A 12,577-nucleotide genomic window follows, 5' to 3' on the forward strand; every position below is an offset into this window, starting at 1 on the left:
CTATGGAGGCCGCCATGCCCATCATGGCCATCTACCGCTCCAGTGACGTCGATGCGGAAACCTTCAACCGCTATCGCGCCGAGGTTCCCATCGAGCCCGTGCCGACCGGCGCGATCTTCCACCAGGCCGCGTTCGGCAAGGATGGGCTCCTGGTGATCGACATCTGGGACAGCGAAGCGGAGCTGCAGGCCTTCAACGAGGCGAGGGTCTATCCGGCCATGCGTAAGATGGGGCTGACGCCGATCGAGCCGGAGGTGCTGCAGCTCCACGAGCTGTGGACCGCCCCGGACGCCCGGAAATACAACGTCCCGGCGCCGCTGCCCCAGTCCGTCTCCGCCTAGCCCGGGGCGCGGGCCGCCAAGATCTTCAGAACCGCCTCTGCGGCGGCCTCCGAGGGGTCGGGACCGCCCCGGCCCATCTTGTCGAGGGCGGCGTACTGGGCGGCGACCTGGCGGTCGCGCAGCGCCTTGTCGTCAAGCCGAAGGGCGACCTCCCGCGCGACGTTCGGGCCCGTGCAGTCCCCCTGGATCAGCTCCGGGGCGACAAACGCCCGCGCAGCGATGTTGAACAGGGTGACCCAACGGGTGCGCAGCAGCACCTTCCGCACGATCCAGGCGGTCACCGGCCCCAGCCGGTAGCCGATCACCATGGGGACGCCAGCCAGGGCGAGCTCCGTGGTCACCGTGCCGGAGCAGGCCATGGCGACGGTGGCCGCCTTCATCGCGTCGAGCTTGCCCTCGTCGCCCTCGATCACATGGGCGCGGTGCGACCAGCCGGCGACGCGCGCCTTGACCGTCTCGGCTACCGTGGGCGCCGCGGGGACCACCACGTGGAGCCGGGGATGGGTCTCCTTCAGGCGCCGCACCGCGTCCTCGAACACCGGCAGCATGCGCTCGATCTCGCCCGGCCGGCTGCCCGGCAGGACGATCAGGATCGGATCGTTCGGCGCCGCGCCGATCCGCCGACGCAGCCGCGCCGGCCTTGCCTTGGAGAAGTCCACCGTGAGCGCCGAATTGCCGACGAAGGTCACCGGCAGGCCGTGGGCCTCGAAATGGGGGGCGTCGAAGGCGTGGATCGACAGCAGGTGGTCGACGGCCGCCGCCAGCGTCCTGGCGCGGCCGGGCCGGGTCGCCCAGACCTGCGGCCCGACATATTTGATCAGCGGCAGGCCCGGCGCCTGCCGGCGGAGGCGCTGGGCGACCCGCAGGGTGAAGCCCCAGGAATCGATCAGCACCGCCACGTCCGGCTTTTCGCGCAACGCCAGGGCAGCGGTCTCGTCGGCCCGGCGGACGATCCGCGGATAGGCCAGGAGGCCCTCCGCCAGGCCCAGGATCGAGATGTCGGCGATGTCGAAGGGGCTCTCGACGCCCTCGGCCGCCATCTGTTCGCCGCCAACGCCCACGAAGCGCACGTCCTGGCCGAGGCGCGCCTTCAGCGCGCGCGCGAGGCCCGCGCCGCGGTCGTCGCCCGAGGCCTCCGCCGCCACCAGCATGACGGTCAGCGGACGCTTGGCGGCCCGGCTCACGACGCGGGCGCTTCCACGCCCAGGATGAAGACGCCGAGCTCGTCGGCCAGCGCGATCACCGCCTCGCGCTCCAGCACCAGCAGGTGGCCGACCTCGCCGACGATGCCCGCCAGGCCGGCGCGCGCGACGCCCTCGACCGTGGCCGGGCCGATGGTCGGCAAGTCGACGCGCTTTTCCTGGATAGGCTTGGGCGCCTTGGCGAGCACGCCCACCGCCGCGCCCGGCCGTCCGCGCAGCGCTTCGGGCAGGTCGGCGACGCGGGCCAGCAGGGCGTCGGTGCCCTCGGCGGCCTCCAGGGCCAGCACCAGCCCGCGGCAGACCACCGCGGCCTGACCGGCGTCCAGGCGGCCGATCGCGCGGGCGACCTCCACGGCCTGCCGGATGTCCGCTTCGCTCTCCGGGCCCGGCGCGATGCGTCCGAGCGGCCCGGCGCCCAGGGTCAGGTCGTCCATCACCTCATGGGCGCCTTCGACGGCGAAGCCTTCCCTCTCGAACTCGCCGACCAGCATCCGTAGCAGGGCGTCGTCGCCCTTGCGCGCCGCGGCGATCGCCGCCGGCAGCGCGGCGAGACCCCGAAGGTCAGGCATCAGGGCGGTGAAATCCGGCCGCGCGACATTGCCGGCCAGGCAGACCGAGCGGCAGCCGGCGCGCTTCAGCGCCTTGAAGCATTTGCCGAGCTCGGCCAGGCCCACCTCGGCGCCGGCGTAGGGTTCGAGCCCCTCGCCCGCGAAGCCCTTCAGGCGGATCACGAACAGCGGCCGGCCCGACCGCTGGCAATGCTCGGCGATCTCGACCGGCAGGCTCCCGCCCCCGGCGATCAGGCCGAGCTTCTGCATCCTAGACCTCGCGTTCGGGCAGGCAGAGCGGCCGGCCGGCGTCGGCGCGGATGAAGTCGATGATCTCCATCACCGGCGCGGAGTGGCCGAAGGTGGTGGCGGTGTCGTCGATGCGCTCCTGGAAGGTGCCTTCCTCGGCGAACAGCAGCCGGTAGGCCGAGCGCAGCTCGCCGATCGTATCGCGGCCGAAGTCCCGCCGCTTCAGCCCGACCAGGTTCAGGCCCTCCAAGTGCGCGTGGTTGCCCCACACCAGGCCATAGGGGATGACGTCCTTGGTCACCGCCGCCAGGCCGCCGATGAAGGAATAGCGTCCCACGCGGCAGTACTGGTGCACGGCGGCCAAGCCGCTCACCATCACGAAGTCGCCGATATGGACGTGGCCGCCCAGAGTGGCCGAATGCGCCAGGATCACGTTGTCGCCCACGGTGCAGTCGTGGCCGACGTGGCTGGTGGCCATGTACATGCCGTCGTCGCCCACCCGGGTCACGCCGCCGGCCTGGGCCGTGCCGATGTGCATCGTCACGTGTTCCCAGATCTTGTTGCGATCGCCGATCACCAGCTCGGTCGGCTCGCCCTTGTAGCCGGTGTGGTGGGGCGGCCCGCCCAGGTTGGAGAAGTTGCGGATCGTGCAGTCCTCGCCGATCCGCGTGTGGCCCTCGACCACCACATGGCTGGCGAGCGTGGTGCGCGGTCCGATCCGCGCGTGCTCGCCGATGATGCAGTAGGGACCGATGCTCACGCCGTCGGCGATCTCGGCGCCTTTGGCGACGATGGCCGTCGGATGGATATCAACGCTCACTTCGTGTCCACCACCATAGCCGCCCACTCCGCCTCGGCGGCGACCTTGTCATCGACCAGGGCGCGGCCTTTGAATTTGAAGATGTCGCCGCGCGCGCGGGTGACCTCGACCGCCAGGCGCATCACGGCGCCGGGGCGCACCGGGGCGCGGAAACGGCAGTTGTCCAGCGACATGAAGAAGATCGCCTTGTCCGCGACGTCGACGTTCAGCGACTTCGACATCAGGACCGCGCTGGTCTGGGCCATGGCTTCGACGATCAGCACGCCGGGCATCACCGGATAGTGCGGAAAATGGCCCTGAAAGAAGGGCTCGTTCACCGACACGCATTTGACGCCGACGATGGACTGGTTCTCGACGTATTCCTCGCACCGGTCCACCAGCAGGAACGGGTAGCGGTGCGGGATCCGCGCCATCACCTCGGTGATGTCGATTTCGCTCGGAGCTTCGCTCACCGGCGCCTTGCGACTCATGAATTCCCTTCCTTGCGGCTCGCCTGTTTCGCAAGCCACGCGGTTTCCCGCATCCATTGTCGGATCGGCCGAGCGGGATAGCCGCCCCAGGTCTCGCCCGCCGGAACATCCTTGATCACGCCGGCCGCCGCGGTGATGCGCGCGCCGGCGCCAATCGAGAGGTGATCGGCCACGCCGGCGCGGCCTCCAAACTGCACGCCATCGCCGATGGTCACGCTGCCCGAGATCCCCGTATAGGCGGCCATGACGCAGTTGCGTCCGACCCGCACGTTGTGGGCGATCTGCACCAGATTGTCGATCTTGGTGTTCTCGCCCATGACGGTGTCTTCGAAGGCGCCCCTGTCGACGCAGCTATTGGCGCCGATGGTCACGCCGTCCTGCAGGATCACGCGGCCGAGCTGGGGAATGTCCACCAGGCCGTTCGGCCCCGGCGTGGCGCCGAACCCGGGCTCGCCGATCCGCGCGCCGGCCAGGATCCGCACCCGGTCGCCGATCAGGGCGAAGCCGATGGTCACGCTGGCGGAGATGTCGCAGTCACGCCCGATGGCCACGCCCGGCCCGATCACGGTGTTGGCGCCGACGCGCGTGCCGCGCCCGACCTGGGCCCCTGCGCCGACGACGACGCCCGGACCGAGCTCGACCTGGGGCTCGATCTGCGCCGACGGATGCACGCCCTTGTCGCCGGTCGGGAACCGCGGCCGGTGCAGGCGCTGGGCGGCGAGCGCGTAGCCCAGCTGGGGCGAGGCCGTCACCAGGGCCGCGCAGCCGGCCGGCAGGGCGTCGACGACCTCCGCGCGGACGAAGCAGGCGCCGGCCCGGGTGGTCCCGGCCTGGTCCAGGAACTTGCGGTCGGTGGCGAAGGTGACCGTGTCGGCCGCCGCGCCCTCCATGATCGACACCGCCCGCACCCGGCGTTCGCCCGCCGAGGCGTCCGCCAGTTGCGCGCCGGTCAGGCTGGCGAGTTCGGAAAGGCTGACCGGGCCTAGGTCTTCGAAGAAGCGCGGATCGGGCATGGTTTCTCTGCGCGATCCGCGCCTTCTTGAAGAGCTTAGCGCTTGGCCGGGGCGGCCGGGGTCCGCGCCGGGCCCGGCGTCTGGACGATCGCCGGCGCTCCGCCAGCGGCCGGGGCGCCCGGCTGGTCGAGGCGTTCGCGCTCGAAGGCGAACTGGGTGATCTTGCCGTTGAGGCCGGCCACCACCGCGGGCGTGATGTCCATGGCCGGGTTGCCGATGATCACCGCGCTGCGCTGCAACAGGATGCTGCAGGCCTTCGACTGGTAGCTCTGGCGAATGAACGGCTCCAGCTCCTGGCTGATCCTCGCGACGGCCTTCTGCTCGGTGGCCGAGACTTCGCGGTCGCGCAACTGGGCCTTGCGCTGCAGGGCGTTGGCGCGGATCTGCAGTTGCGAGGCCTGGCTCTCCAGCGTCGCCTGGTCGAGCGTGGCGCGCCGCGCGTCGAGCCCCTTGGCGTCGTTGTCGATGGCGGTCTTCTCGGCGGTCAGCTCGGCGTTCACCTGGGCGACGATCTGCTGCATCCGGGTGTCCACCGAATGGCCGACGGTCGAGGTCTGGATGGCCGTTTCGAAGGAGAAGATGCAGACGCCGGTCAGCGGCGGGCCATGGGTCACGGCCTGGGCGGCAGGCGCGGCGGGCGCGGCGGCCTGCGCGAAGACACTGGAGCCCGCGGTGAGGGCGATGGCGGCGGCGCAGACGCCGGCGACGATAGGCTTGGAGGTCATGATATCCCTTAGAATCTTGTGTTGGTTGAGAACCGGAAGGTTTCGGTCCTGTCGTAGTCTTCCTTCTTGAGGATCTGGCTGAAGTCGAAGCGGATGGGTCCCATCGGCGACTTCCAGAAGATGCTCAAGCCGGCGGAAGCGCGCAGGCCGAAATCGTCCTTGATCAACGGATTGATGATCGACAGGCCCGTGGTGGTGTCGGTCGTCTTCTTGTCGAAGCTGTCCAACAGGCCTTCGGCGCCTACGTAGGTGAAGACGGCCGCCCGGATGCCGTACTGCTCGGGCAGGAAGGTCGGCACCGTCAGCTCGGCCGAGCTGATGGCGTAGGCCTTGCCGCCCAGGGCGTCGTTCTGGTTTGTGCCGGTGTTGGCGAAGGTCAGGTCGCGCGGCCCGATGCCGGCGGTCTGGAAGCCGGGGAAGCTGTTGCCGCCCTTGTAGAAGCGGTCGTTGATCCGCACGTGGTCGCCGCCCCAGCCCTCGATGTCGCCGGCGCTGCCGGTGATGCTGAGGATGAAGGTCTTGTTGAAGCCGTGGTACCAGGCGCCCTCGGCCTCTGTGCGGACGTACTTCACGTCGCCGCCGATGCCGGCGAGGTCCTGGTTGAAGTCCAGGTAGAAGCCCCGCGTCGGATTGATCGCGTCGTTGCGGCGGTCCAGGCGATAGCCGTAGCCCACCGACGAAGTCAGGAAGTGGCCCCGCTGGTCGCAGATCGAGGTCGAGACGATCAGGTTCGTCGGGTCGCAGAAGGTCGGATCGATCTCCACGTCGTCGTCGCGGATCGTGTAGCGCAGCGAGCCGTGCGAGTTCAGGCTCAAGGGGAAGTTCAGCCGCACCCCGGTGCCGACCGAAGTGGTCTTGTAGGCGGAATATTGGGTGAGGTCGTACTTGTAGTAGAAGGCGTCGTAGCCGGCCGCCAGGTCGCGGCCGAGGAACCGCGGCTCGGTGAACGAGAAGTCGATCTGCTGGCGGATCGAGCCCACGGAAATGCGCGCGCGCACGTCCTCGCCGCGGCCGCGGAAGTTGCGCTCCGAAATGCCCAGGTCGACCACGAGCTGGTCCACCGACGAATAGCCGGCGCTGAACGACAGTTCGCCCGTGGGCTGCTCGGTGACCTTCACCTGCAGGCCGGTGCGGTCGGGCGCCGAGCCCGGCGTCTCGGTGATGTCCACGTCCTTGAAGTAGCCGAGCGCGCGGATCTGGTTCTTCGAGCGGTCGACCAGCACGCGGTTGTAGGCGTCGCCTTCCGAGACGTTCATCTCGCGGCGGATGACGTAATCCAGAGTGCGGGTGTTGCCGACGATGTCGATGCGGTCGACATAGACCCGCGGACCTTCCTTAACGTCGAAGGTCACGTCCACCACGCCCCGGGCGCGGTCGGGCACGTAGCGTGGGCGAACGTCGACGAAGGCGAAGCCCGCGGCGCCGGCGGCGAAGGTCAGGGCGTCCGTCGCCTGCTCGATCTTTTCGTCCTGGTAGATGTCGCCGCGGCGGAACGGCACCAGGGCCTCGAGCACGTTCTTGTCGAGCTTCTTGAGGTCCGTCTCGACGGTGACCTTGCCGAACTTGTACTCCGGCCCTTCTTCGACCGTGTAGGTGATGACGAAGCCGTTCTTGTCGGGCGCCAGCTCGGCCACTGAGGAGGCCACGCGGAAGTCGTAGAAGCCGCGGTTGCGGTAGTACTTGCGTAGCTGCTCCTTGTCGTACTCCAGCCGATCCGGGTCGTAGTTGGCGTTCGAGGAGAAGAATTTGTACCAGTGGCTCTGCTCGGTCACGACGACGTCGCGCAGGTTGTCGTCCGAGAAGGCCTTGTTGCCCAGGAAGTTGACCCGCAGCACGCCGCTCTTGGCGCCCTCGTCGATCTTGAAGATCAGGTCCACGCGCTTCTGCGGGAGCTCGACGATCTGCGGCGTCACCTCCGCCGAGATCCGGCCGGCCCGGCGATAGAGTTCGACGATGCGGCCGACGTCGGCCTGGGCCTTGGCGCGGGTGAAGATGCCCCGCGGACGCACCGTCACCTCGTCCTTGAGCTTGTCTTCCTTGATCGACGAATTTCCCTCGAACAGGACCCGGTTGATGATCGGGTTTTCGACGACAGTGATGATCATGTCGCCGTTGTTGAGCTCGATCTTTTCGTCGGAGAACAGTTCGGTGCGGGCCAGGGCCTTGATGCCGGCGTCGATCTTCGCCGCGTCGACCGTCTCACCCACAACCATCGGCAGGTAGGAGATCACCGTGGTGGGCTCGATCCGCTCGTTTCCGCGCACGATGAAGCGCTGGATTACGCCGGTCGGCGCGGGCGCGGCCGGCGGCGGGGCCTGAGGCGCGGGCGCGGTGGCGACGGGAGCCGCCGGCGGCGGGGCGGCTGCGGCCGCGGGCGGCGGTGGGGCTGGAGCCTGCGCGAGCGCCAGCCCTGGGCTCACTAGTGCGGTCGTCGCCATAAGACCGGCAAGACCGGAAGCTAGCGCAGCGCTGCGGGCGCGGTGTCTGTGCATCGAATCAGCCGTTTGGGAAAAGTCGGGGGTTAGGAGAATAGCCCGCCGATGAAATTGAACACACGCAGGCGCTGTAGATCGTTCCAAGTCGCGAACAACATCAATCCGAGAACGAGTGCAAGGCCCACGCGATAGCCTGCCGCCTGAACCTTGGCAGCAAGTGGGCGGCGCGCCACCGCCTCATAGGCATAGAACAGCAAGTGTCCCCCATCGAGCACAGGTATCGGCATCAAGTTCAGGAATCCGATGCCGACCGAAATGTTGGCGACCAGCAAGAGCGTCGTCAGCATGACATTTATTGCGAAAGTGGGGATGTCTTTGGAAACATCGGCGGTCTGTTTTGCAAGATCGCCGGAAATCTGCGCCATGCCCAGCGGGCCGGAGATCTGGTCGGCGGTCTCGCGGCCTTCGAACATCCGGCCGATGTAATAGACCGTGGTCTGCACCACGTCGGCGGTGCGCAGGACGCCGGCCCGCAGCGCCTGGATGGGGCCGTAGCGCACGACCTTGCGGTCCTGCGGCAGGTCGGCGAACTGGATGCCCACGGTGCCTAGCTGATGGACGTGGCCGACGGCGTCGGTGACTGCGCCGCGGGCCGGCGTCGCCGTCAGAACGACCTGGCTGTCGCCCCGCTGCACCACGAAGGTGAGCGGCACCCCGGTGCGCAGGACGATGAGTTGCTTGACCGTATCGAACGACTTCACGGGCTTGCCGTCCGCCCGGACGATGATGTCCCCCGGCTGGAAGCCCGCCTGGGCGGCCGGGGTGTTGGGAAACACCTTGGCGATCCGCGCCGCCGAGATCGGCTCGCCCAGGGCCAGGAGTAGGCCGGCGAAGATCGCGGTCGACAGCACGAAGTTGGCCAGCGGCCCCGCCGCGCTGATGATCGCGCGCTGCCAGATCGGCTTGAAGTGATGGTACTGGCTGAGCGCCGCCTCGCCTTCCTTCGACACGACCTCGCGGCGCAGGGTGGCCAGGTCGTCGGTGTCGGGCACGCTGGCGGCGTTGTCGTCGCCGGCGAAGCGGACGAAGCCGCCGATCGGCAGCCAGCCTAGGCGCCACTCCACCCCGGACTTGTCCACCCAGCGGGCGATCGGCTTGCCGAAGCCGATGGAGAACTGGTCGATCTTCGCGCCCACCGCCTTGCCCGCCAGGAAGTGGCCGAACTCGTGGACGGTGACCACGACGCCCACCACCAGCAGGAACGGGAGGATGTAGAACAGCAGATTGGCCAGCAAACCGGGCATCGGTCGTCTATTCCTCCGCGCGCGTCATGCGTGAGCTGGGGCCATAAGGCCGTTTACCACCTCATCCGCCACGCGGCGCGCGGTCGCATCGGTGATGCGCGCGGCCTCCGCCGGGTCGTTGTCCGGGGGCGTGAGCAGGTTCTGGCGATCCATCCGAGCCAAGGTTTCCTCGACTGTTGCGGCAATATCAAGGAACGCGATACGCCGTTTCAGGAAGGCCGCCACGGCGATCTCGTCGGCCGCGTTCATCGCCGCGGGCGCCGCCCCGCCCGTGGCCAGCGCCGCCTTGGCGATTCGCAGGGCCGGGAAGCGCACCGGATCCGGCTCCTCGAAGCTCAAGGGGCCCATCCTCGCCAGGTCCAGCTTCTTCGCCGGCCATGGGAGCCGGTCGGGCCAGGCGAAGGCGCAGGCGATCGGCGGGCGCATGTCCGGCGGCCCGAGCTGCGCCAGGGTCGAACCGTCCGCATATTCCACCAGGCTGTGGATGATCTGCTGCGGATGGACGAGCACGTCGATCTTCTCCGCGGGCATGGAGAACAGGTAGGCGGCTTCGATCACCTCCAGGCCCTTGTTCATCATCGTGGCCGAGTCGACGGAGATCTTGGCTCCCATGGCGAAGTTCGGATGCGCGACCGCCTGCGCCGGCGTCGCCTTCGCCATCGCCTCGCGTGTGGCGCCGCGGAAGGGCCCGCCGGACGAGGTGAGGATCAGCCGCAGAACCTGGGCGGCGTTCTGCGGCTCCAGCACCTGGAAGATCGCCGAGTGTTCGGAGTCCACGGGGATCACCATGCCGCCGGCCTGGCGCGCGGCGCGCAGCAGCTCGGGGCCGGCGCAGACCAGGCTCTCCTTGTTGGCCAGGGCCACGATCGCGCCCGACCGGGCGGCGGCGAGCGTCGGCGCCAGGCCCGCGAAGCCGACGATCGCCGACATCACCCATTGGACGTCCTCCGACGCGGCGTCGACCGTCGCCTGGGCCCCGGCGGCCGTCTCGATTCCGGAGCCGGCCAGCAGGGCGCGAAGCTGCGGCAGCACCGCCTCGTCGCCGACCACCGCGATCCGCGGCCGCCAGCGCAAGGCCTGCTGGGCGAGCCGTTCGACATTGCGCCCGGCCGCCAGGGCCGTGACCTCGACCTCCACGCCGGACTGGCTGAGGACGTCGAGCGTCGAGACCCCCACCGAGCCGGTGGATCCCAGAACGCTGATTTTACGCGGCAGGCTCAATGTCCCCATCCTAGGTGATTGGCGAGGCGCGCTGCGGCCATCACCACGACGGCGAACATCAAGCCGTCCACGCGGTCGAGCAGGCCGCCATGCCCGGGGATGATATCCCCGGAATCCTTCACGCCGAACCGGCGTTTTAGCGCGGATTCCCAGAGGTCGCCCGCCATGGTCGCCAGGCCCACGGTGAGACCGATGGCCGCGGCGGCCCACAGGCTGAGCTGGAAATAGGGTAAGGAGGCCATCAGGGTCCCCGCCCCCATCGCCGCCAGGAGGCCGCCGATGAAGCCCGACCAGGTCTTGTTCGGGGAGAACCGAGGCCAGAGCTTCGGCCCCTTGAACGTGCTTCCCACGGCGAAGGCGCCGATGTCGGCGCCCCAGGTGCAGGCGAACAGCATGAGGGTCCACCAGACGCCCTGGTGCGTGGCCCGCAGCCAGATCAGGCACACCGCCGCCGGGGCGATGTAGAAGACGCCATAGGCCGCGTCGGCGGGCCGCTCGGCCACGCCGCGCGCCACCAGGGCCGCGGCCGCCGCCCCGATCGGAACGACCAGCCAGCCCAGGACGAAGTGGTCCTTGTAGCCCAGGAACACCGCCGCCAGCACCGCCGCAGTCACCGCCGCCGACACGCGGATCGGCGCGCCGGGGGCGCTCATCCCGCCCCATTCGATGGACAGCAGCGCCACCCCGATCGAGATCATCAGCAGGTAGGGCAAGGGCTCCTGGCGCCCCTGCAGGGCGGGAATCCAGTGCTGATGCTGACCCAGCGTGGCGTAGAGCGCCGTCGGGACCAGCACCACGCCCGACGCGATCCTCAAGGCCAGGTTCGACCAGTCGAAGCGCCTAGCCTGTGGCAAGGACGTCATCGGCCAGGACAGCGCCGTACCGGCGATCACGGGTGTGATACTCGGCGATGGCGGCCTTGAGGTGTTCGGGCGAATAGTCCGGCCAAAGGACATCCTGAAACACGAACTCGGCGTAGGCCGCCTCCCAGAGCACGAAGTTGGAGAGCCGCTGCTCTCCCGACGGGCGCACGATCAGGTCGGGCGGCGGCAGGTCGGAGGTCGACAGGTACTGGGCGAACTTGGCCTCGTTCATGTCGCCGGGCGTGGCGCGGCCGGCGGCCACGTCCTGGGCGAACCGGCGGGCCGCGTCGGCGATGTCGGCCTGGCCTCCGTAGTTGAAGGCGATGGTCAGGAAGAGCTTGCTGTTGTGCGCCGTGCGGTCCTCGGCCTCGCGGCAGATCTTCAGGAGGTCGCGCGACAGGCCGTCCTCGCGGCCGACCACCCGCACCCGCACGCCTTCGCGCTCGAGTCGCGGCAGGTCGCTGCGGAAGTAGCGCTGCGGCAGGGCCATCAGCTCGGCCACCTCGGCCACGGGCCGGCTCCAGTTCTCGGTGGAAAAGCCGAAGATGGTCAGCCAGCGGATGCCCAGGTCGTTCGCCGACTGGACAATGCGCTTCAGGGCCTCGACGCCGGCCTGGTGCCCCACGGTCCGCGGCAGGCCGCGGCGCTTCGCCCAGCGCCCGTTGCCGTCCATGACGATAGCCACGTGCAGTTGCGCCTGATCCCCCGAACCGGGATCGGACGCACCGGCGGGCGGCGTGTTCTCTTGGACGGCCATGGAGGTGGAACGGTTCCTTGCGGCTTTCGGCTGCGGCGTTCAGCCGAAACTGCGGCTAAACGTGCATGATCTCTTGTTCTTTGGTTTTCAAGGCTTCGTCCACGCGCTTGATCGCCTCATCCGTCAGCTTCTGGATATCGGCTTCCAGGCGCTTTTCTTCGTCCTGGCTGATGACGTGGGCCTTCTCCGCGGCGCGCAGGTCCTCGTTGGCGTCGCGGCGGACGTTGCGCACGGCGATGCGCTGCTGCTCGGCGTACTTGCCGGCGACCTTCACCAGCTCCTTGCGGCGGTCCTCGGTGAGCGGCGGGATCGGGATGCGCAGGTTCTGGCCGTCGGTGACCGGGTTCAGCCCCAGGCCCGCCGAGCGGATCGCCTTCTCCACCGAGATCACCAGCGCCTTGTCCCAGACGCTGACGCTGATCATCCGCGGCTCGGGCACCGAGACGGCGCCCACCTGGTTGATCGGCATGGCCGAGCCGTAGGCCTCGACGGTGATCTGGTCGAGCAGGCTGGCCGAGGCGCGGCCGGTGCGCAGGCTCGCGAACTCTTCCTTCAAGGCGGTGACCGCCTTGTCCATGCGGTCGCGGTATTTCGACAGCACCGGTTTTTCCACAGTGGCCATGATGGTC

The 12,577-nt window shown here is 68.9% G+C and carries 13 protein-coding genes; 1 reads left to right on the forward strand and 12 read right to left on the reverse strand.

All coding sequences use genetic code 11. The features are described 5' to 3' along the window. Nucleotides 1-14: 14 nt before the first annotated feature. A complete protein-coding gene (locus VNW53_RS06145; protein ID WP_325554276.1) occupies nucleotides 15-341 on the forward strand; it encodes a hypothetical protein in 327 nt (108 codons plus the stop codon). Here the strand turns inward: VNW53_RS06145 and lpxB are convergent. Genes lpxB through frr form a run of 12 tightly spaced genes read right to left on the reverse strand, consistent with a single transcriptional unit; the run spans nucleotide 338 to nucleotide 12,570 of the window. Next, nucleotides 338-1,525, reverse strand: a complete 1,188-nt coding sequence (lpxB, locus tag VNW53_RS06150) for a lipid-A-disaccharide synthase (protein WP_325554277.1) — start codon at nucleotides 1,523-1,525, stop codon at nucleotides 338-340. The two genes, VNW53_RS06145 and lpxB, sit on opposite strands and share 4 nt — an antisense overlap. After that, nucleotides 1,522-2,361: a UDP-2,3-diacylglucosamine diphosphatase gene (lpxI, locus tag VNW53_RS06155; RefSeq protein ID WP_325554279.1), complete on the reverse strand. Its 840-nt coding sequence runs from the start codon at nucleotides 2,359-2,361 to the stop codon at nucleotides 1,522-1,524. The genes lpxB and lpxI overlap by 4 nt, the downstream gene beginning before the upstream one ends. A gap of 1 nt (nucleotide 2,362) precedes the next feature. Continuing rightward, nucleotides 2,363-3,160 carry an acyl-ACP--UDP-N-acetylglucosamine O-acyltransferase gene (gene lpxA / locus VNW53_RS06160; protein WP_325554280.1) on the reverse strand — a complete coding sequence of 266 codons (798 nt, stop codon included), beginning with the start codon at nucleotides 3,158-3,160 and terminating at the stop codon, nucleotides 2,363-2,365. Then, nucleotides 3,157-3,630 carry a 3-hydroxyacyl-ACP dehydratase FabZ gene (gene fabZ / locus VNW53_RS06165; protein ID WP_325554282.1) on the reverse strand — a complete coding sequence of 158 codons (474 nt, stop codon included), beginning with the start codon at nucleotides 3,628-3,630 and terminating at the stop codon, nucleotides 3,157-3,159. Before fabZ ends, lpxA begins: the two co-directional genes overlap by 4 nt. Then, complete coding sequence (gene lpxD / locus VNW53_RS06170; RefSeq protein WP_325554284.1) at nucleotides 3,627-4,643, reverse strand: UDP-3-O-(3-hydroxymyristoyl)glucosamine N-acyltransferase; 1,017 nt, start codon at nucleotides 4,641-4,643, stop codon at nucleotides 3,627-3,629. The genes fabZ and lpxD overlap by 4 nt, the downstream gene beginning before the upstream one ends. A 35-nt stretch (nucleotides 4,644-4,678) precedes the next feature. Continuing rightward, entirely contained in the window at nucleotides 4,679-5,368 is a 690-nt protein-coding gene (locus tag VNW53_RS06175; protein WP_325554286.1) for an OmpH family outer membrane protein, read from the reverse strand. Nucleotides 5,369-5,376: 8 nt separating this feature from the next. Beyond that, a complete protein-coding gene (gene bamA / locus VNW53_RS06180; RefSeq protein ID WP_414693247.1) occupies nucleotides 5,377-7,860 on the reverse strand; it encodes an outer membrane protein assembly factor BamA in 2,484 nt (827 codons plus the stop codon). Nucleotides 7,861-7,889: 29 nt separating this feature from the next. Next, the gene (locus tag VNW53_RS06185) at nucleotides 7,890-9,107 is read right to left on the reverse strand and encodes an RIP metalloprotease (RefSeq protein ID WP_325554287.1); all 1,218 of its coding nucleotides are present in this window, start codon (nucleotides 9,105-9,107) and stop codon (nucleotides 7,890-7,892) included. 24 nt (nucleotides 9,108-9,131) lie between these two features. Continuing rightward, nucleotides 9,132-10,337 (reverse strand): 1-deoxy-D-xylulose-5-phosphate reductoisomerase, encoded by a 1,206-nt coding sequence (dxr, locus tag VNW53_RS06190; protein ID WP_325554288.1) that lies wholly within the window; start codon nucleotides 10,335-10,337, stop codon nucleotides 9,132-9,134. Next, nucleotides 10,325-11,191: a phosphatidate cytidylyltransferase gene (locus tag VNW53_RS06195; RefSeq protein ID WP_325554290.1), complete on the reverse strand. Its 867-nt coding sequence runs from the start codon at nucleotides 11,189-11,191 to the stop codon at nucleotides 10,325-10,327. Before VNW53_RS06195 ends, dxr begins: the two co-directional genes overlap by 13 nt. Continuing rightward, the gene (gene uppS / locus VNW53_RS06200) at nucleotides 11,169-11,948 is read right to left on the reverse strand and encodes a polyprenyl diphosphate synthase (protein WP_325554292.1); all 780 of its coding nucleotides are present in this window, start codon (nucleotides 11,946-11,948) and stop codon (nucleotides 11,169-11,171) included. The genes VNW53_RS06195 and uppS overlap by 23 nt, the downstream gene beginning before the upstream one ends. Nucleotides 11,949-12,003: 55 nt before the next feature. Beyond that, a complete protein-coding gene (gene frr / locus VNW53_RS06205) occupies nucleotides 12,004-12,570 on the reverse strand; it encodes a ribosome recycling factor (RefSeq protein ID WP_325554293.1) in 567 nt (188 codons plus the stop codon). Nucleotides 12,571-12,577: the final 7 nt, after the last annotated feature.

It is taken from the genome of Phenylobacterium sp. (assembly GCF_035569475.1).
Classification (GTDB): domain Bacteria; phylum Pseudomonadota; class Alphaproteobacteria; order Caulobacterales; family Caulobacteraceae; genus Phenylobacterium.